13 protein-coding genes are annotated in these 17,519 nt (G+C 73.1%); 5 read left to right on the top strand and 8 right to left on the bottom strand.

Features of this window, described 5'->3' with window-relative positions:
- Nucleotides 1-7: 7 nt before the first annotated feature.
- From ACFCXS_RS03045 to fahA, 8 genes are all read right to left on the bottom strand, one after another.
- Complete coding sequence (locus ACFCXS_RS03045) at nucleotides 8-2,824, bottom strand: fumarate reductase/succinate dehydrogenase flavoprotein subunit (RefSeq protein ID WP_376641275.1); 2,817 nt, start codon at nucleotides 2,822-2,824, stop codon at nucleotides 8-10.
- A gap of 11 nt (nucleotides 2,825-2,835) precedes the next feature.
- On the bottom strand, nucleotides 2,836-3,570 hold the full coding sequence (locus ACFCXS_RS03040) for an ABC transporter ATP-binding protein (protein ID WP_376641513.1): 735 nt from the start codon (nucleotides 3,568-3,570) through the stop codon (nucleotides 2,836-2,838).
- 310 nt (nucleotides 3,571-3,880) lie between these two features.
- On the bottom strand, nucleotides 3,881-4,759 hold the full coding sequence (locus ACFCXS_RS03035; RefSeq protein ID WP_376641273.1) for an ABC transporter permease: 879 nt from the start codon (nucleotides 4,757-4,759) through the stop codon (nucleotides 3,881-3,883).
- Nucleotides 4,756-6,117, bottom strand: coding sequence for an ABC transporter substrate-binding protein (locus ACFCXS_RS03030; RefSeq protein ID WP_376641271.1), 1,362 nt, complete (start codon nucleotides 6,115-6,117; stop codon nucleotides 4,756-4,758). The genes ACFCXS_RS03035 and ACFCXS_RS03030 overlap by 4 nt, the downstream gene beginning before the upstream one ends.
- Before the next feature lie 15 nt (nucleotides 6,118-6,132).
- A complete protein-coding gene (locus ACFCXS_RS03025; RefSeq protein WP_003992261.1) occupies nucleotides 6,133-6,360 on the bottom strand; it encodes a ferredoxin family protein in 228 nt (75 codons plus the stop codon).
- Between the two features lie 33 nt (nucleotides 6,361-6,393).
- Nucleotides 6,394-7,182: a GntR family transcriptional regulator gene (locus ACFCXS_RS03020; RefSeq protein ID WP_376641269.1), complete on the bottom strand. Its 789-nt coding sequence runs from the start codon at nucleotides 7,180-7,182 to the stop codon at nucleotides 6,394-6,396.
- A 298-nt stretch (nucleotides 7,183-7,480) separates the two neighbouring features.
- Nucleotides 7,481-8,419, bottom strand: a complete 939-nt coding sequence (locus ACFCXS_RS03015) for a M56 family metallopeptidase (RefSeq protein ID WP_376641512.1) — start codon at nucleotides 8,417-8,419, stop codon at nucleotides 7,481-7,483.
- Between the two features lie 352 nt (nucleotides 8,420-8,771).
- Nucleotides 8,772-9,983 carry a fumarylacetoacetase gene (gene fahA, locus ACFCXS_RS03010; RefSeq protein ID WP_376641267.1) on the bottom strand — a complete coding sequence of 404 codons (1,212 nt, stop codon included), beginning with the start codon at nucleotides 9,981-9,983 and terminating at the stop codon, nucleotides 8,772-8,774.
- A gap of 310 nt (nucleotides 9,984-10,293) precedes the next feature.
- On the opposite strand from fahA, the gene ACFCXS_RS03005 reads away from it, so the two are divergent.
- The 5 genes from ACFCXS_RS03005 to ACFCXS_RS02985 all read left to right on the top strand — a co-directional run bounded on the left by ACFCXS_RS03005 (nucleotide 10,294) and on the right by ACFCXS_RS02985 (nucleotide 17,514).
- Entirely contained in the window at nucleotides 10,294-11,553 is a 1,260-nt protein-coding gene (locus ACFCXS_RS03005) for a DegT/DnrJ/EryC1/StrS family aminotransferase (RefSeq protein ID WP_376641265.1), read from the top strand.
- Entirely contained in the window at nucleotides 11,546-13,813 is a 2,268-nt protein-coding gene (locus ACFCXS_RS03000; RefSeq protein WP_376641263.1) for a lipopolysaccharide biosynthesis protein, read from the top strand. Before ACFCXS_RS03005 ends, ACFCXS_RS03000 begins: the two co-directional genes overlap by 8 nt.
- Before the next feature lie 298 nt (nucleotides 13,814-14,111).
- Nucleotides 14,112-15,932 (top strand): glycosyltransferase, encoded by a 1,821-nt coding sequence (locus tag ACFCXS_RS02995; protein WP_376641261.1) that lies wholly within the window; start codon nucleotides 14,112-14,114, stop codon nucleotides 15,930-15,932.
- A complete protein-coding gene (locus ACFCXS_RS02990) occupies nucleotides 15,929-16,369 on the top strand; it encodes a hypothetical protein (RefSeq protein WP_376641260.1) in 441 nt (146 codons plus the stop codon). Before ACFCXS_RS02995 ends, ACFCXS_RS02990 begins: the two co-directional genes overlap by 4 nt.
- The gene (locus ACFCXS_RS02985; protein ID WP_376641258.1) at nucleotides 16,366-17,514 is read left to right on the top strand and encodes a glycoside hydrolase family 26 protein; all 1,149 of its coding nucleotides are present in this window, start codon (nucleotides 16,366-16,368) and stop codon (nucleotides 17,512-17,514) included. The genes ACFCXS_RS02990 and ACFCXS_RS02985 overlap by 4 nt, the downstream gene beginning before the upstream one ends.
- Nucleotides 17,515-17,519: the final 5 nt, after the last annotated feature.

Here is a 17,519-nt window from a genome sequence, read left to right as displayed (position 1 = left end):
GGGCCGGTCACAAGGCCCGGCCCGCGTAGGCCCTGACATCCGCGTCGGAGTCCGTCGTCGCCGTGGCGAGGGCGGCCCGGGCCTCCTCGGCCGTGCGGTGCCGGGTCAGCGCGAGCACGGCGGCCTTGCGGACGTCGGCGTTGGGGTCGGCCAGGGCCTTGGCGAGGGCCGGGACCGCCACGTCGGCGTCCGCGACGGACAGGGCCGTCGCGGCTCCGGCCCGCACCTGCCAGGCCGGCTCGGCCAGGGCGGCCACGGCGCGTGAAGCGAGCGGCGCCGGGCAGCCGGTGGTGCCCAGTGCTCCATAGGCAGCTGCCCGCACCAGGGCGTCGGGGTCGTCGAGGAGGCCGGTGAGGGCAGCTTCGATCGCGCCATCGGGGGCACCGGTGCCGTCCGGGACACCGCCCGCCGGCCGCTCGGCACTCACCGTGGCCAGGCCCTTGGCGATCGCGACCCGTACCTCGCGGGAGGGGTCGGTGCCCGCCGCACCGGCCAGTTCGCCGGCCGCGTCGACCGACACCAGGGCCCGTACGGCCTCGATGCGGACGGCGATGTCGGAGTCGGTGAGGGAGTCAGCGAACAGGGCTGCGTCACCGAGGCGCAGGGCGCGCAGGACGTCCAGAGCAGCCGCGCGGACCACCGGATCCGGCTCGGCCAGGGCGGCGGCGAGGCCGTCACGCAGATCGGGCTCGGCCGGGAGCGTCTCGACGAGCTCACGCAGTGACGCGGCCGCGGCGGCACGCACCTCGGCGGCGGTGTCGCGCAGGGCGGCGGCGAGCGCGGTGCCCGTCCCGGGCGGCAGCGTCTCGGTGAGCACGGCGACGGCCTCACGACGGACGGCGGGCGCCGGGTCCGCCAAGTACGGCTGGAGGGCGTCGAGTTCGGGCTCCTCCTCGGCGAGGGCGACGAGTTCGAGCAGGCGGGCGGAGGACTCCTCACCGGATGGGGCGGCGGCCGAGGCCTCCGGCGCCGGAGTGGGCTCCGGACCCGCCGTGCCCACCAGGGCCGCGACCGGCGCCACGTCCCGCGAGCCCGCCATGGCCACGTCCTCGGCGTGCACCTCGCCGAGGACACGGGACGGACCGCCGACGGGGTCGAAACCGTCGACGGGAACGAGATAGGGAGCCACGGGACGTGCCGTGAACTCCATGGCACCGGAGGGGGACTTGTGCAGATCGAGGTGGTGGAACCAGGACGTGTCGTCACGCCGGGGGTGGTCCAGGCGCTCGTGGTAGAGGCCCCAGCGGGACTCCGTGCGGGCCAGGGAGGAGCGGGCGGCCATCTCCGCGCAGTCGCGGATGAAGGTGACCTCGGCACAGCGCATCAGCTCGTGCGCGGTGCGGGCGCCCATCTCGGCGATGTCGGTGTGCATCCGCTGGAACGCCTCCAGGGCCAGCGACAGCCGGGCACCGGACTTGGGCGGGGCCACGTAGTCGTTCACGAAGCGGCGCAGCTTGTACTCGACCTGGGGCTGCGGCGGGCCCTCGGGGTTGCGCAGCGGGCGGTAGATCAGTTCGTGCGCCTCCCGGAGCTGCTCCGCGGGCAGTTCGCCCGTGTAGGCCTGGTACTGCGAGGCGTCCGCGCCCGCCAGGTCACCGAAGACGAACGCGCCGATCATGTAGTTGTGCGGGACGCAGGCCAGGTCACCGGCCGCGTACAGCCGCGGGACGGTCGTGCGGGCGTGGTCGTCCACCCGGACGCCGGAGGCGGAGTGGCCGCCGCACAGGCCGATCTCGGAGATGTGCATCTCGATGTCGTGGGTGCGGTAGTCGTGGCCGCGCCCGGAGTGGAAGGTGCCTCGGGTGGGGCGCTCGGTGGAGTGCAGGATCGTCTCCAGGGCCGAGACCGACTCCTCGGGGAGGTGGCTCAGCTTCAGGTAGACGGGGCCCCGGTCGGACGCCACCTCGGCGGCGAACTCGGCCATCATCTGGCCCGACCAGTAGTCGGAGTCGACGAAGCGTTCGCCGTGCCGGTTGACCTGGTAGCCGCCGAAGGGGTTGGCGACGTAGGCGCAGGCCGGGCCGTTGTAGTCCTTGATCAGCGGGTTTATCTGGAAGCACTCGATGCCGGTGAGTTCGGCGCCCGCGTGGTAGGCCATGGCGTAGCCGTCGCCCGCGTTGGTGGGGTTCTCGTAGGTGCCGTAGAGGTAGCCGGAGGCCGGCAGGCCGAGGCGGCCGCAGGCGCCGGTCGCGAGGATCACCGCGCCCGCGCGGACCTGGACGAACTGCCCGGTGCGGGTGTTGAAGCCGGCCGCGCCCACGGCCTGCCCGCCGGCGGTGAGGACGCGCACCGGCATGACCCGGTTCTCGATGCGGATCCTCTCCCGCATCTCGCGCCGCCGCAGCTGCCGGTACAGGACCTTCTTGACGTCCTTGCCCTCCGGCATCGGCAGTACGTAGGAGCCGGAGCGGTGCACCTGGCGGACGGAGTAGTCGCCGTGCTCGTCCTTCTCGAACTTCACGCCGTAGGACTCCAGCCGCTGCACCATGTCGAAGCCGCGGGTGGCTGTCTGGCGGACGGTGGACTGGTCGACGATGCCGTCGTTGGCGCGGGTGATCTCGGCGACGTAGTCGTCGGGTTCGGCCCGGCCCGGGATGACCGCGTTGTTCACGCCGTCCATGCCCATGGCGAGCGCGCCGGAGTGGCGCACGTGGGCCTTCTCCAGCAGCAGCACGTTCGCGCCGTGCTCGGCGGCGGTCAGCGCGGCCATGGTGCCGGCGGTGCCGCCGCCGATGACGAGGACGTCGCAGCTCAGTTCCTCGGCGTCGGCGAGGGACGGGACGGCCAGGGGGGTGTCCGCAGGGGGATTCACGGAGGTGGTCACCGGGGTGCCTTTCACGTACCGAGCGAGGTGAGGACGTCGCGCCGCAGGGCCACGCGCGCCGGGTCGTCGTGTGCGCCGCGCTCGCGCGGACGGGGGATGTCCCGGACGGCGACGAGGCCGCCCGCGCCGAGCAGGGCCACGCGGTCGCCGAGGAACAGGGCCTCGTCCACGTCGTGGGTGACGAAGACGACGGTGGCGCCCGTGCCCTGGAGCACCTCCACCAGCAGGTCCTGCATCCCGGCACGGGTCTGCGCGTCGAGCGCGCCGAACGGCTCGTCCATCAGGACGGCGCGCGGGCGTCCGGCCAGGGCGCGGGCCAGCTGGACGCGCTGGCGCTGCCCGCCGGAGACCCGGTGCGGCAACTGCCGTGCCTGCGAGCCGAGTCCGACCCGCTCCAGCCAGGCCTGGGCCTGCTCCCGGCGCTCGGCGCGGGGTACGCCGCGGATGGCGAGGGGGAGTTCGACGTTGGCGCGCAGGGTGCGCCAGGGGAGCAGGGCGTCCTCCTGGAAGACCAGGGCCCGGTCGGCCGAGGGGCCGGTCAGCGGGTGCCCGTCCTGGGCGATCTCGCCGGTGAGCGGCGACAGCAGGCCGGCCAGGGTGCGCAGCAGGGTCGACTTGCCGCAGCCCGAGGGGCCGACGACGGTGAGGATCTCGCCGGGCGCGATGTCCAGGTCGACCTTCTCCAGGGCGGTTGCGCCGGGGCGGCCGAGGGAGGCGTCGCTGAGGCTGAGGCGGGTGCCGCGCACCGGGGCGGCGCCGGAGGCGGTTTCGGACGAGGTGCCCGGGGTGGCGTCGGAGGCGGCCTGGGACGAGGCGCTCCGGGCGGTTTCGGACGAGGTGCCCGGGGTGGCGTCGGCCGCGGTCCGGGGCGAGGCGTTCCGGGCGGTCGCGGGCGGGGTGCCCGGGGTGGCGTCGGAGGCGGCCTGGGACGAGGCGCTCCGGGCGGTCTCGGACGAGGTGCCCGGGGTGGCGTCGGCCGCGGTCCGGGGCGAGGCGTTCCGGGCGGTCGCGGGCGGGGTGCCGGGGGCGGCCCCGGGCGGGGTGTTCGGGACGGTCTCAGACGAGGTGCTCATCGCGTGCCTCCTCGGATCGGGCACCGCCGGGGACGACGGCGGGGGCGGCCGGCGCCGGCTTCACGGACCGGCTTGGCCGGGGCGGCCGGGCACCGGGCACGTACGCGGTGCGGGGCAGCCAGCGGGTGAGGCGGCGGCCCAGGAGTTCCACGGCGGTGGAGGTGAGCCAGCCGAGCACGCCGATGGTGACCATGCCGACGAACACGCCGGGGTAGTCGACGACGGTGTAGTCCTGCCAGGTGCGGTAACCGACGCCGTACTGGCCGGAGATCATCTCGGCGGAGATCACACAGATCCACGAGACGCCGATGCCGACGGACAGACCGCCGAACACGCCGGGCAGCGCGCCCGGCAGCACGACCGAGCCGAGGATCCGCCACCGGCCGCCGCCCATGGTGCGCACGGCCTCCTCCCACACGGGCGTCAGGGCGCGCACCGAGTGCCGGGTGGAGACCAGGACCGGGAAGAAGGCGGCGGTGCAGGTGATGAAGACGATGCCCTGCTCGTTGGAGGGGAACAGCAGGATCGCGACGGGCACCAGGGCGATGGCCGGGATCGGCCGGATCACCTCCAGCACCGGACCGAGCAGGTCCTCGGCCAGACGCGAGCGCGCCACGAGCACGCCCGTGGCCACACCGAGGACGGCGGCCAGCAGGAAGCCGGTGAGGATCCGGGTGAGGCTGTCGGTGAGGTCCGTCCAGTAGTCCGGCCCGGACACCCGGGCCGCGAAGGCCCGGGCCACGTCGGTGACCGTCGGGAACTGCGAGAAGCGCAGCCACAGGTCGACGTCCAGGCTGGTCAGCGCCTGCCACAGGCCGAGCGCGGCGACCAGCGAGAGGACGCGCAGCGCATACCGCCTCACGACGCCCGCTCCAGAGCGTCGGCGTAGGAGACGACCCGCGCTCCGCCGTGCCCGGCGATGTACGCCTGCGCGGTGTCGGGCGCGACGAAGGGCAGCAGCCTGTCGCCGTCGGCCACCCACACGGCCTTGTCGGCGAACCAGAGGGTGCCGGTGGTGGTGTCGGGGACGTAGGCGGCGCGCAGGCCGTCGCGGTGCCCGGCGACGTAACGCAGCAGCTTGGAGGGGGAGTCGAAGGTGACGGTCTTGGAGGCGCCCTTGGGCCAGGCCTCGCTCGCGGCCGGTGCGGGCTTCGTGGCGAGATGCTTGGTGTACGCCGTCGTTCCGAGGGCCTTCTTCACGTACTGGTCGTCGACGAAGGAGTCGACGTCCACGTCTCCGGTGAGCTTCGCCGACTTGAGGATCGAGACGTCCTGCTTCAGCGCGGAGACGAGCTGGGGCTTGATGGCCGGGTCGAAGGTGGCGATGCCGTGATCGCCGTTGTAGAGGTAGACGACCTCGGCGGGCAGGCCCGTCGCCTTCGCGACCTTCTCGGCGGCGTCCACCGGGTGCTGGTTCAGGTAGTCGGTCGCCTCCGCCTGAGCCTTCAGGAACGCCTCCAGCACGGCCGGGCGCTGCTTCGCGAAGTCCTCGCGGGCGGTGACGCCGTGGAAGGTGGGCAGGTTCAGCCGGGCGCCGTCGTAGATCGCCTTCGCCTTGCCCTGGAAGGCGAGCAGGCCCGGCCAGGCGACGAACTGGGACAAGGCGTCCGTGCTGCCGGCCGCGAGGGCGGAGGCGCCGACGGAGGGCTGCTGGTTGAGCTTCTCGATGCCGCTGTCCGGATCGATGCCCGCGCGCTGCAGGGCCCGTACGAGGGTGCCGTCGGCGGCCGAGCCGACGCTCGTGGAGACCTTCTTGCCCTTGAGGTCCTTCAGGGAGGTCAGCTTGGAGTCCGGCGCGGTGACGATGGTGTTGAGGCCGCCGCGCAGGTTGTAGCCGGTGACCGAGACCAGGCGGGTGGGGCTGTTCAGCTGCTTGCCGCGGGCCGCGTTGATGAGGAGCGGGAAGTCGCCCATCGAGCCGATGTCGATCTTCCCGGCGGTCATCTGTGCGGTGATGGGCGCGCCGGTGGCGTAGTCCTGCCAGTCGACCTTGTAGTGGACGCCGTCGTGCAGGGCGTTGAGCTGCTTCTCGAAGGAGCCGAGGGAGCGGAGCAGGGTACCCGCCGTGACGGTGTTGATCGTTCTGGACTGGTAGCCCACGGTGACGGTGACCGTGGAGCCGCTGCCCGCCTCCGCGTCACCGCCGCAGGCGCTGAGCGGGAGCAGGAGGACGACGGCGGATATCGCGACGGCTGTGCGTTTCAGGGTGGTTCGGGACATGGCGGTTTCGGCCTCTCACCGGAGCAGATAGGGCATGTTGACCGTGACGGCTCCGGTGGGGCAGCGGGCCGCGCACGGGCCGCAGTACCAGCACTCGTCGACATGCATGTAGGCCTTGCCGTTGCGCTCGTCGATGGCGAGGGAGTCCAGCGGGCACATGTCCACGCAGAGCGTGCAGCCGTCGATGCACTTCGACTCGTCGATGGTCACGGGCACGTCGGCCCGCTGGGGCGCCAAGGGCATGGCTGTCTCCAGGGATGTGCGCGAGCGGGTCGGCTACCGGTTCCGGTGCAGCAGGCCGCTCATGGTGATGCGGTCGCCGCGGAAGCGGATGAACTCCAGGTCGACCGGGCGGCCGTCCGCGAGGTGGGTGAGGCGTTCCAGCATGAGGACGGCGGCGCCGCGCGGGGCCTCGAGCACGGCGGCCGAGTGGGTGTCCGCGCTGACCGCTTCCAGGGTGATCTCGGCGTGGCCGAGGCGCTGTCCGGTGACGGCTTCCAGGAGGCGGAAGACGTCGGTGTTCTCCAGATCGGCGCCGAGCAGTTCGGTGCCGATGTCCAGGGGGATGTAGGTGAGGTCGAGGGACAGGGGCAGTCCGCCGAGCCTGCGCAGGCGTTCGATGTAGAGGACGTCGGTGCCGGGCGCGAGCCCGAGGCGGTCGGCGACCGGCGCGGGTGCCGGGGCGGGGCCCACGGTGCGGACCTCGTTGGTGACCCGGCCGTGCTCGCGGAGGGTTTCCGCGAGGCCCATCAGGCGGTCGAGGCCGTGGGGGTACTTGTGGGCCACGACCACGGTGCCGACGCCGGGCTGACGCTCCACGAGGCCCTCGGCCCGCAGCAGGTCGAGGGCCTCGCGGACCGTGTTGCGGCTCGCGCCGTACTCGGTGGCGAGGGTCGACTCGTGAGGGAGGATCCCGTCGGGGAAGGCCCCGGTGAGCAGCAGACGCCGGAGCAGGTCCGCCAGTTGCCGTGCCCGGTCGGCGCGCAGCCGTCGCCGCGCGCGGTGGGCGGCGACGGTGGTCGCGGCTCCCTGTCCGGCGTGGTCTCGGATGCGGTCACTGGGCATGGTTCGGACCATACCTATCCGATAGGAAAAGTGGTGTTGCAGGAATGTTGCGCCACTTGGAATGTGACGTGTCCGACGAGAGAGCTGGCCGTTTGACCGTCCCCTGACCGGATCCGCCACCGACCGCCCGGCCGGTGCGCCACCGACCGCCGGGCCGGTGCGCCACCGACCGCCGGGCCGGTGCGCCACCGACCGCCGGGCCGGTGCGCCACCGACCGCCGGGCCGGTGCGCCACCGACAGCCGGTCGCCTCTCGGGCGATCCCGCTCCGACCGCCCGCCGCCTCTCGGCCGGTGTGGCTACGACAGCGCCGTCAGGCCCGGTGCGAACGCGATCAGCAGGGGCAGCAGCGGCACGAGCGCCGCCGTGGTGGTGGTCAGGGCGCGGTGCCGGCGGCCCAGCCGGGGCGGGGGTTCCAGGAGCCGGTCGACCCGCTCGCCCAGCAGGCGGTGGCTGGAGGCGCAGGACAGGACACCACGGTGCTGGTTGAGCTCGATCAGGGCCAGGGCCGTGGTCAGGTGGCCGCAGCGGCGGGAGGCCGTGTCGTCGGCGGCCAGTTCGACCAGGCGGTGGGTCTGGTGGCAGAAATGGGCGAACAGCGGGATGCGGGGGAAGCCGGTGGCCAGGGCGGTGGACAGGTGCAGCAGCCAGTCGTGGCGGGCGCGGGCGTGGCCCCGCTCGTGGGTGAGGACGGCGTCGAGCTGGTGGCCGGTCAGACGGTGCAGGGCGCCTGTGGTGACGATCAGCTGGGGAGGATGGCCGGGCATCCACCAGGCGTCCGGGTACTCGTCCTCCAGGACCAGCAGCGGGCCCCGGGCCGCGGGCAGCCCGGCCGGCAGGTCGGGGGCACGCTCGCGCAGATGGGCCCGGGCCTGGGCCCGGCGCCGGCGGGCCTCGACGAGTTCCCGCGCGAGCATCGCGGTGGTCCAGGCGGCGCCGCAGGCCAGCAGCAGGGTGAGCGTGGCGGCCCACGGCGGGGCGGCGGACAGGTCGTACGCCGCGGTCACCGCGGGGGGTGCAGGGGCGAAGAGCTGCGCGCGGACCGTGCCGAAGACGGCCGCGGCGCCCAGGGAGAGCGCCGTCACGCACGCCAGCAGGACGGTGGCGACCAGGCACTGCCAGACCCACAGCGCGACCACCGGTTCCCGCTCGGGCCAGGACGCCCGGGTCAGCGCACGGGGGACGGGAACGGCGGCCGTCACGGCGACGACGCTCAGCAGGAGCAGGCAGACGGTCATGGCCACGGGCTCCGGTTCCTCGTCACAAGAGGGGCGGCTACGGGTCGTGCGGGGGAGAGCGGCAGCCGAGCGCACCGGTGGCCACGACGAGCGTGGCGAACGTGCGGGCACACCGCCCCGCGCCCAGTATGACGGGCCGGGCGGTGTGCGTCAGGGGGCTGACGGCAACAGAGGAGACGGAGGGGCGACCGTGGGACGCCCAGCGGAACCGGCTCCCGGCAGATCCGCCTCAGCCCGGACCACCCGCCCCGCCACCTCACCTCGCTGAGCCCGCCCCGTACGCGGCGGGTTCAGCCCCGGACCACCCGTCCCGCCCCGTCACCTCGCCGAGCCCGCCACGCATGCCGCGGGTTCAGCCCCGGACCACCCGTCCCGTCACCTCGCCGAGCCCGACCCGCACACCGTCGGGTCCCGGGGCCCAGGCCGTGAGGGTCACCTCGTCGCCGTCCTCCAGGAACGTGCGCTTGCCGTCGGGAAGTTCCAGCGGATCGCGGCCGTTCCAGGTCAGCTCCAGCAGGGAGCCGCGCTCCCGTTCCGCCGGGCCGCTGACCGTGCCGGAGCCGTAGAGGTCGCCGGTGCGCAGGGAGGCCCCGTTGACGGTCATGTGGGCCAGTTGCTGGGCGGCCGTCCAGTACATCGTGGAGAAGGGCGGCTCGGAGACGACGTGGCCGTTGACGGCGACGCTGATCCGCAGGTCGTAGCCGCCGGGTTCCTCGTCGCTGTCGTCCAGGTAGGGCAGCAGCTCGTGCGTCCGGGCCGGGGGCGCCACGAGGGCCTCCTCCAGGGCGTCCAGCGGGGTGATCCACGCCGACACCGACGTGGCGAAGGACTTGCCGAGGAACGGGCCGAGGGGCACGTACTCCCAGGCCTGGACGTCGCGCGCGGACCAGTCGTTGAGGAGGCACAGTCCGAACACGTGCTCGCGGAAGTCGCCGAGGGCCACCGGCGCGCCCATCCGGGACGGCACGCCGACGACGAAGCCGACCTCGGCCTCGATGTCCAGGCGGACGGACGGGCCGAAGACGGGAGCGGCGTCCGTGGGGGCCTTGCGCTGCCCGGACGGCCGTTGGACCTCCGTGCCGGAGACGACGACCGTGCCGGAGCGGCCGTGGTAGCCGATGGGCAGGTGCTTCCAGTTGGGGGTGAGGGAGTCCTCGGCGTCGGGCCGGAACATCTGCCCGACGTTGCGGGCGTGGTTCTCCGAGGCGTAGAAGTCGACGTAGTCCGCGACCTCGAACGGCAGGTGCAGGGTCACCGACGACAGAGGGTGGAACAGCGGCGCGACGGTCTCGCGGTGGGACGGCACCGTCACCCAGGCGGTCAGCGCCCGGCGGACGTCCGACCAGGCCGTGCGGCCGGCGGCCAGCAGCGGGTTGAGGGTCGGCTGCGCGAGCAGGGAGGCGTAGGGCGAGCCGAGCGCGTGGGCCGCGGCGCCCGCGTCCAGTACGTGGTCGCCGAGCCGGACGCCCACGGCCCGGTGGGACGAACCGGGCAGGGAGAACACGCCGTACGGCAGGTTGTGCGGGCCGAAGGGGTCGCCCTCGGGGACATCGAAGGGGGGCATCGGGTGCTGCCTCGCTTTCGGGTGTGCCATGTCGTCGCCACGTGTTCGTGGTCATGCCACACGTTACGGGTGACGCGCCGGTCCTGGGCAGAGTCCGAGGAGGCGGAGAGGGGCGAACGGGGCAGGTGGGCCCGGGTGGGACCGGACGGGGCGACTCCGGCGCGCCGGACGGGACGCCGCATTCGTACGTGCCGGAAGTTATCCACAGGACGCGACGCAATCTTGACGGAGCGGTGCGAACGGGGCGACTCTGGGCGGGTGCCGGAAGGCCTCGGGGAGGGGGCTTTCCCACGGCACATCTGGGGGGCGGATGGCCATAGGGGAGGCCGGTCCGGGTTCGGTACGGCGTGGTGCACAGCCGAAGCGGCTGGAAGAGACCATGCGCGTCCGGCTCGGCCGGGAATGTGTGTACGTACCGTCGTGCCGTTTCGGGCTGTACGTGGCGCTGCGCCACTGGTGCCCGCCCGGCGGACGGGTGCTGATGTCGCCGGTCAACGACGACGTGATCTTCTTCGTCGTGCTCGCGGCCGGACTGCGCCCGGTGCAGGCGCCGTTGAACCCGCTCGACGCGTCCATCGACATCGATGCCGTGCCGGACGGGGTGTGGGGCTCGGTGTCGGCCGTGCTCACGACGAACCTGTACGGAAACCCGGACCCGGCACCGCGCCTCAGGCGAAAGTGCGACGCGCTGGGGATCCCGCTGTTCGAGGACGGGGCGCACGCGATCGGCAGCCGGGTGGGGGACCGGCCGGTCGGGGCATGGGGCGAGGCGTCCGTGTTCAGCCTGTCCAAGCACGTCGGCGCCAAGGCCGGAGGCATGCTCTCGCTCGCCGACCCTGGGTTGCGGGAGGCGGTGCAGAAGACCTGCGAGGGACTGCTCGCGCCGCGCCGGGCGAGCGCCGAACTCGCCTATCTGGTCCGGCCGTACGCGGAGGCGGCGGTGCGCGGGATGCGGCTGCGGCGCGCCGCCTGGGCCGCGATCCGGTTGCTGGGGCTGGCGGACCGCGAGGAGATCCGGATGCCGCTGCGCCCGGACGAACTCGCCCTCGCCGCCCAACACACGCCCGGGCTCGACGCCCACCACCCGTGGGTACGCGTCGACATGCACGACTACCGCCTCCGGTCCGGCCGGCTGCGGCTGCGGCGCATCGGGCACAAGCTCGACCGGCTGGACGACGTGCTGGACGCCTGCCGGGCGGGCACCGAACTGCTGCTGTCCACCCCATGGGCCAAACTGCGCGAAGGCCAGGGGACGCAGCCGCTGTTCCGGGTCCCGCTGTTCGTGGCCGACCGGGACGCGGCGATCGCGGCGCTGGCGCGGCAGGGCATCGTGGTCGGCTACCTCTACGACCCGCCGCTGGACGACTACGCAGGTGCGGAGTTCACCGACCCCTCACCGGCCCCCGAGGCGGCCCGCTGGTTCGCGCGGCACGCGCTGCCCGTGGACCCGCTGCGGGCACGGGCGGTCATCGAGGTGCTGGAGCGGTCCGGGGCGCAACCGGCCCCGGCGCCGGGAGAGCTGCCCGGGAACCGGCCGGCATCGGGAGGGCTGGGACACTCCCGTGGCTGACATCCAGGTGCACGAGCCCGCCGCCGCGCGCACCGACGGCGGCGGGCCGAAGCCTGCCGACAGCGACCACACCCACGACTCGCTGTTCAAGAACGCCTACTTCCTCATGCTCAGCACCGGCGTCTCGGCCGTACTGGGCCTGGGATTCTGGCTGGTTGCCGCCCGCTACTACACGGAGGAGGCCGTCGGTCAGGGCTCGGCCGCGATCGCCGCGATGCGGCTGCTCGCCAGCATCACCGCGACGACGATGATCGGCGCCGTCGTCCGCTTCGTCCCGCGCGCGGGACGCGAGACCGGACGGCTGGTGTGGGGCACGTACGTGGCCAGTTCGCTGGTCGTGGCGCTCGCCGCCGCCGTCTTCCTGCTCACGCTCGACGCCTGGGGAGCGTCCTACGCGCCGCTGGGCACGCCCCTGGCGGGTGCCGTTTTCGTCGCCGCCTGTGTGGCCTGGGCGTTGCTCACCCTCCAGGACGGGGTGCTCACCGGGCTGCGCAAGGCGGAGTGGGTGCCCGCCGGGAACGCGGTGTTCTCGGTCGGCAAGCTGGCCCTCCTGGGCGTCTTCGCCGGCACGCTGCCGGTCCTCGGCATCTTCGTCTCCTGGGCGGTGGCGATCGCCTTCTCCACGCTGCCGCTGGGCTGGCTGATCTTCCGCCGGCTCATCCCGCGCCAGGCGGCGGCCGACGGTGACAAGGAACCCCCGAAGATCCGGGACATGGGCCGCTTCCTGGCCGGCGACTCGCTGGGCGCCCTGTTCAGCCTGGCGATGATCAACCTGCTGCCGGTGATGGTCGCGGTCCGCTTCAGCGCCGCCGAGAACGGCTACTTCTACGTGGCCTACACCGTCGGCGGCACGATGGAGTTCATGGCCATCAACATGGCCTCGTCGCTGACCGCGCACGCCTCGCACGACCCGCGCCAGCTCGCCGACGGAGTCCGGGGCGCACTGCGGCGGATGACGCTGCTGCTGGTCCCGGTCGTGGCGGTGCTGGTCGTCTTCGCCCCGCAGATCCTCACGCCCTTCAGCCCCGACTACGCCGAGCACGGCTCGACCGTGCTGCGGCTGCTCGCCCTCGGTGCCCTGCCCCGGGTCGTGGTGGAGCTGTACATCGGCGTCCTGCGCGTACAGGGGCGCACGGGTGTGCTGGCCGCGCTCCAAGGGGCCATGTGCGCCCTGGTGCTGGGCAGCGCGGCCGTGCTGTTCACCCCGTCCGGGATCGCGGGAGCCGGCTGGGCGGTGCTGCTGAGCATGACGCTGATCGCCGTGGTCTCCACGGCCGGACTGCGCGCGGCCCTGCGCCACGACGACAGCACCCCCGCCGTCCGTCCGCAGGCCGGCCCCGTCTACGGCACCCAGTGGGCGAAACTCAACGCCACCGCCGGATACGGCACGACCTGGGCCCGCCGGGCCGCCTACCGGTCCAGGGACGGCGACCAGGACACGGTCACGCTGTTCATCGGGCGCCCCGGCTACGAGCGCGAGGCGCTGCAGGCGGACACCCTGGCGCTCATCGTGCGGCCGGACGGACCGACCAGGGAACCACCGCCCCACCAGCCCTCGGAACCGGACCTGAAGCCGCAGGAGCGGCGGCTGCGAGGGGCCCTGTGGAGCCTGCTCGGTGTCGCCGTCGTCTTCTTCTGGGCCCCGCTGCGGGACCTGCCGTGGCTCGACCGGGCGACCGAGACCGCTCTGTCCGGGCGTCAGCTGCTGGAGGGCCTGCCCCTGCCGTCGCTCACCGCGGGCGGCCTGCTGCTCGTGGTGTTCGTCGCCGCCGTCACGCTGAGCACCCGGCGCGACCCGTGGTTGCCCGGCACGGCACTGTGCGCCGTCCTGTGCGCCCTGTACGCCGCCCCGATCGCCCTCGGACGGGAACCGCGGCCGGTGCACGGGGCGTTGTACGAGAAGACCGCCGGCTTCCTGGCGGACGCGGTGGGCCTCGACGGGCCCGAGCCGCTGCTGCGCTGGGCGCCGCCGGTCTGCCAGCTGCTGTGTCTCGTACCGCTGGGGCTGCTGCTCGCGAGCGCGGGCGGCCGGCTGACGTGGCCGGGGCGCTGGGGGGTTCTGTATCTCGTCGCGGTCGGCGGCTGGGTGTGGCGCGACGCGCTCGCACCCCTCGCGCCGCCCCTGCTCGTCGTCCTCACGCTGCTCCTGCTGCTCCGCCGCGCCGCCTCGGCGTGGGCGCGCTCCCGCACCACGGCCTCGACCGGCCCCCCGGCCGGCCGAACGGCCGACAGAACACCGGCCGACCGGCCCCGCGACTGATCACACCCGAAGCGGAGACGGATCCCGAGCCGAGACCGCTGACATCCGAAGCCGAGACCGCTGACACCCGAAGCCGAGACCGATCCGAGCTCAGGCCCGAAGAGAGCCGAAGAGAGCCGAAGAGAGCAACAGCCAGGGGGGAACCACCGTGCGTCCGCCAGTCACACCGAGGGAGAGATCCACGCCGGAACCCACACCCGCACGGGACGGCGCGAACACCCCCGCCGGTAGCCCCGAGACCGCCAGTCAGTCCTCCAGCCCCACCTCCTCGGAGTCGTCGAACCCCGCCCACGAGCCCGTGACGGACCTGTCCGACCTGCCCCCCGCCTGGTCCGGCCGCCGTGCCCTCGCCTGGCCCGGCGTCCCGCTGCTCGTCGCGCTCGCGCTCTGGGTGTATGCCGTGCGGCACACCGACGTCTCGCGGCTCGACGACTACGGGCTGGTCAGCGCGCTGCACCCGGCCTTCTGGGCAGGGCTCGCGGTGCTCACCACCGGGTTCTGGTTCACGGTCCGCGACGCGCGCCGCTCGGGAGCCTGGTCGGCGGCGTACGTGCTGGGCCTGCTGGTGATGGAGCGGGCCACGCAGGCCGTGCTGTACCCCACCCCGCTGTACGCCTGGGCGTGGAAGCACGAGGCGGTCGTCGACCACCTGCTGACGGCCGGCGGACTGCAGAGCGCCGACCAGGTCGGCGACATGGCGGTGTACGACCAGTGGCCGGGCTTCTTCGCCGCCCAGGCCGCCCTGCAGCGGCTGCTGGGCGTGGACTCGACGGCGATGTACATGGCCTGGTGGCCCCTGGTCTCCAGCCTGATGCTGCTGCTCCCGCTCCTGCTGATCTACCGCACCTTCACCGAGGACCGGCGGCTGATCTGGACCGCGGTCTGGCTCTTCTACGTCGCCAACTGGGTCGGCCAGGACTACTTCTCCCCCCAGTCCATGGCGTACGCGCTGCACGTGGGGGTGCTCGCGGTCGTCCTGCGGCGCTTCGGCCGGTCCGCCGTGCGGCGGGGACAGCCGCGGCAGGCGGTGTGGACGGTGGTGATCACCGTCATGATCGTGGCGATCGTCATCTCCCACCAGCTCACCCCGGGCATGCTGGTCGTCTGCCTGCTCGCGCTGTGCCTGAGCCGCCGCTACCGCGACTGGGTCCCGGTCGTCACGACCGTCGTGATCTTCCTGGCCTGGTGCCTCACGGCCGCGCTGCCCTTCCTGTCCGCCGCGATGCCGGACATGATCCGCTCCATCGGCGACGTCGGGGCCAACGTCGAGACGGGCTACGGCGCCACCCCGACCGGGACCGGGGCGATCGCGACGTCCTGGGCGGCCCGGCTGCTGTCCGGTTCGGTCCTGCTGCTCGCGGCCGTCGGCGTGTGGCGCCAGCGGGTCCTGCGCCACCGCGCCCGGCCCCTGCTGCTGGTCGCGGCGGCCCCGCTGCCGATGTTCGCGGCGAGCAGCTACGGCAGCGAGATGATCTTCCGGGTGCTGCTGTTCATGCTGCCCGGCGCCGCCTTCTTCGCCGCCGCGGCGCTGCTGCCCAAGGTCCGCACCCTGGCCGCCGACGCCGCCGCGCGGGAGGCAGGCAACCGGAAGGCCACCGACAACCCCGCCCGGGCCCGCCGGTGGGGCATCGGCACCTGGGTGCCGCTGGCCGCTCTTCTCGGCACCACCCTGGCGTTCGTGCCCGCCTACTCGGGCAAGGACCGGATCAACTACTTCCCGCCCCAGGAAGTGGCCCTCGTACGGCAGCTCTTCGACCAGGCGCCCGACGGCTCGCTGGTCGTGGCCGCCAACCGCAACTACCCGGACGCCTACGCCGACTACTGGAGCGTCGACCACTACTGGTTCCTCGACGACGGCCGCAGCCACGTCGACAAGATCGTCAAAAGTCCCGCCGCCACCCTCGCGCGTGACATGGCCGGAGTGGAGCGCCCGGCCCGGGCCTACTTCCTGCTCACCCAAGGGCAGCTGGCCAACTCCGAGATGAACGGGCAGCTCGACCAAGCGCAGCTGGAGCGCATCCAGAAGTCCGTCGCCGCATCGCCGAGGTTCCGGCTCGTGGCGGAGAACAGCGCCGGATGGCTCTACGTACTGAAGCAGGCTGAGGGAGCGGAGCGATGACACCGCAGGAACTCGTGGTCCGGATGCTGCCCCCCTTCGGCGGCTGGCTGGCGCTGGCCGCGCTCGCCCTGCCCGGCGGATCGCCGCTGCGGGGCGCCGCGGTCGTGCTCTTCCTGGCGGCGGGGCCGGGCGCGGCCGTGGTCAGAGTCTGCGCCCCCGCCCTGGGGGCGCGGCCCGCCGAAGGGCCCGTGGAGCGCCGGGACCCGGACTTCGCCCGCCACTCCGACCTGCTGGAGCGGCTGATGCTGACGCTGTTCCTGAGCGTCGGTGCCGTGATGCTCGTCGCGACCGTGCTGATCGCCACGCACACCTTCAGCGCGCAGCGGGTGCTGTTGACGCTGACACTGCTGACCACACTCACCGCGTTCTGCCCGCCGCTGCGCGCCTCCCCGCAGCCGAGGGCGACACCGAGGACACCGAAGGGTTCCGCTCAGTGAGGTTCCACCGCCCCCACCGTCCCTCTCGCCGCACGCCGAGCACGACCGGAGGACAGCACCGGAACGACCCGCACAAGGCACAGGCCACCGGCCCGCCGGCATCAAGCCGCCGCCGACTGCTGATCACGTCCGCCACGGTCGTCAGCGCGGTCCTGGTCGCCGTGCTCGCCCTGCGCAACGCCTCCGGGCCGCAGGAGCAGGGAGCGGCCGGGTCCCCGGCGGACTGCCACCCGACGGCCCTTCTGGTCCCGCCCTGCGGCGCCTGGTTCGGGGCGTTCGTGCCGCACGAGCGCGACGACCTGCCGCAGAAGGTGCGCGCCTATGAGGAGAAGGTGGGCCGTGAGCTGGACATCGTGTACACGTACCACGACATGTCCCTGCCCTCGGGCACCCGGCGGGAGGGCCAGTTGCTCACCCCGGAGGAGCGGCAAGTCGGCGAGGACCACCTGCTGCTGCTCTCCTGGGAGAGCAAGTGGTGGGGCGGCACCAGGCAGCAGCAGCCGACCTGGAAACGGATCGCGGACGGCGAGCTGGACGACAGGGTCATCGACGTCCAGGCCCGGCGCATCAAGGACTACGGCAAGAAGGTGTTCCTCTCCTTCGACCTGGAGATGGACACCCGCACCCCGGCAAGCGGCACCCCCGCCGACTACGTGAAGGCCTACCGGCACATCCACGACCGGTTCCGCGCACTGGGCGTGGACAACGTGGTCTGGACGTGGATCACCACCGGATACCTGAACCACGCCGACGAGATCGAGAAGATGTACCCGGGCGACGACTACGTCGACTGGATCGGCTACAACCAGTACAACTACTACCTCTGCCACGACGCGGGCTGGCTGACCTTCGCGCAGACCCAGAAGGCCACGCACGACTGGATCCGCGCGAACATCTCCGACGACAAGCCGCTCATGCTCTCGGAGTTCGGCACCGCTGCGGACGCGGACCGTCCGCAGCGGCAGGCCGAGTGGTATGCGCAGGTGCCCGGCGTGCTGAAGGGCCTGGACGGCGTCAAGGCCGCCCTCCAGTGGAACTACCGCGACCCCGGACCGCACTGCAACCTGGCGGTGGCGAACGACGCGGCCTGGAGCAGCCTGCGCAAGGCCGTCTCCGACCCGTACCTGAACCAGCCGCTCCGGTGACCCGG

This window comes from Streptomyces sp. NPDC056373 (assembly GCF_042262425.1).
GTDB lineage: Bacteria > Actinomycetota > Actinomycetes > Streptomycetales > Streptomycetaceae > Streptomyces.
The sequence above is the reverse complement of the archived record's forward strand: the minus strand, read 5'-3'. Positions and strand labels throughout refer to the sequence as shown.

Bases quoted from the DNA above. Each gene is read 5' to 3' on its own strand.
- ACFCXS_RS03030 (WP_376641271.1), bottom strand. From the start codon at position 6,117: ATGTCCCGAACCACCCTGAAACGCACAGCCGTCGCGATATCCGCCGTC.
- ACFCXS_RS03025 (WP_003992261.1), bottom strand. From the start codon at position 6,360: ATGCCCTTGGCGCCCCAGCGGGCCGACGTGCCCGTGACCATCGACGAG.
- ACFCXS_RS03020 (WP_376641269.1), bottom strand. From the start codon at position 7,182: ATGCCCAGTGACCGCATCCGAGACCACGCCGGACAGGGAGCCGCGACC.
- ACFCXS_RS03015 (WP_376641512.1), bottom strand. From the start codon at position 8,419: ATGACCGTCTGCCTGCTCCTGCTGAGCGTCGTCGCCGTGACGGCCGCC.
- fahA (WP_376641267.1), bottom strand. From the start codon at position 9,983: ATGCCCCCCTTCGATGTCCCCGAGGGCGACCCCTTCGGCCCGCACAAC.
- ACFCXS_RS03005 (WP_376641265.1), top strand. From the start codon at position 10,294: ATGGCCATAGGGGAGGCCGGTCCGGGTTCGGTACGGCGTGGTGCACAG.
- ACFCXS_RS02990 (WP_376641260.1), top strand. From the start codon at position 15,929: ATGACACCGCAGGAACTCGTGGTCCGGATGCTGCCCCCCTTCGGCGGC.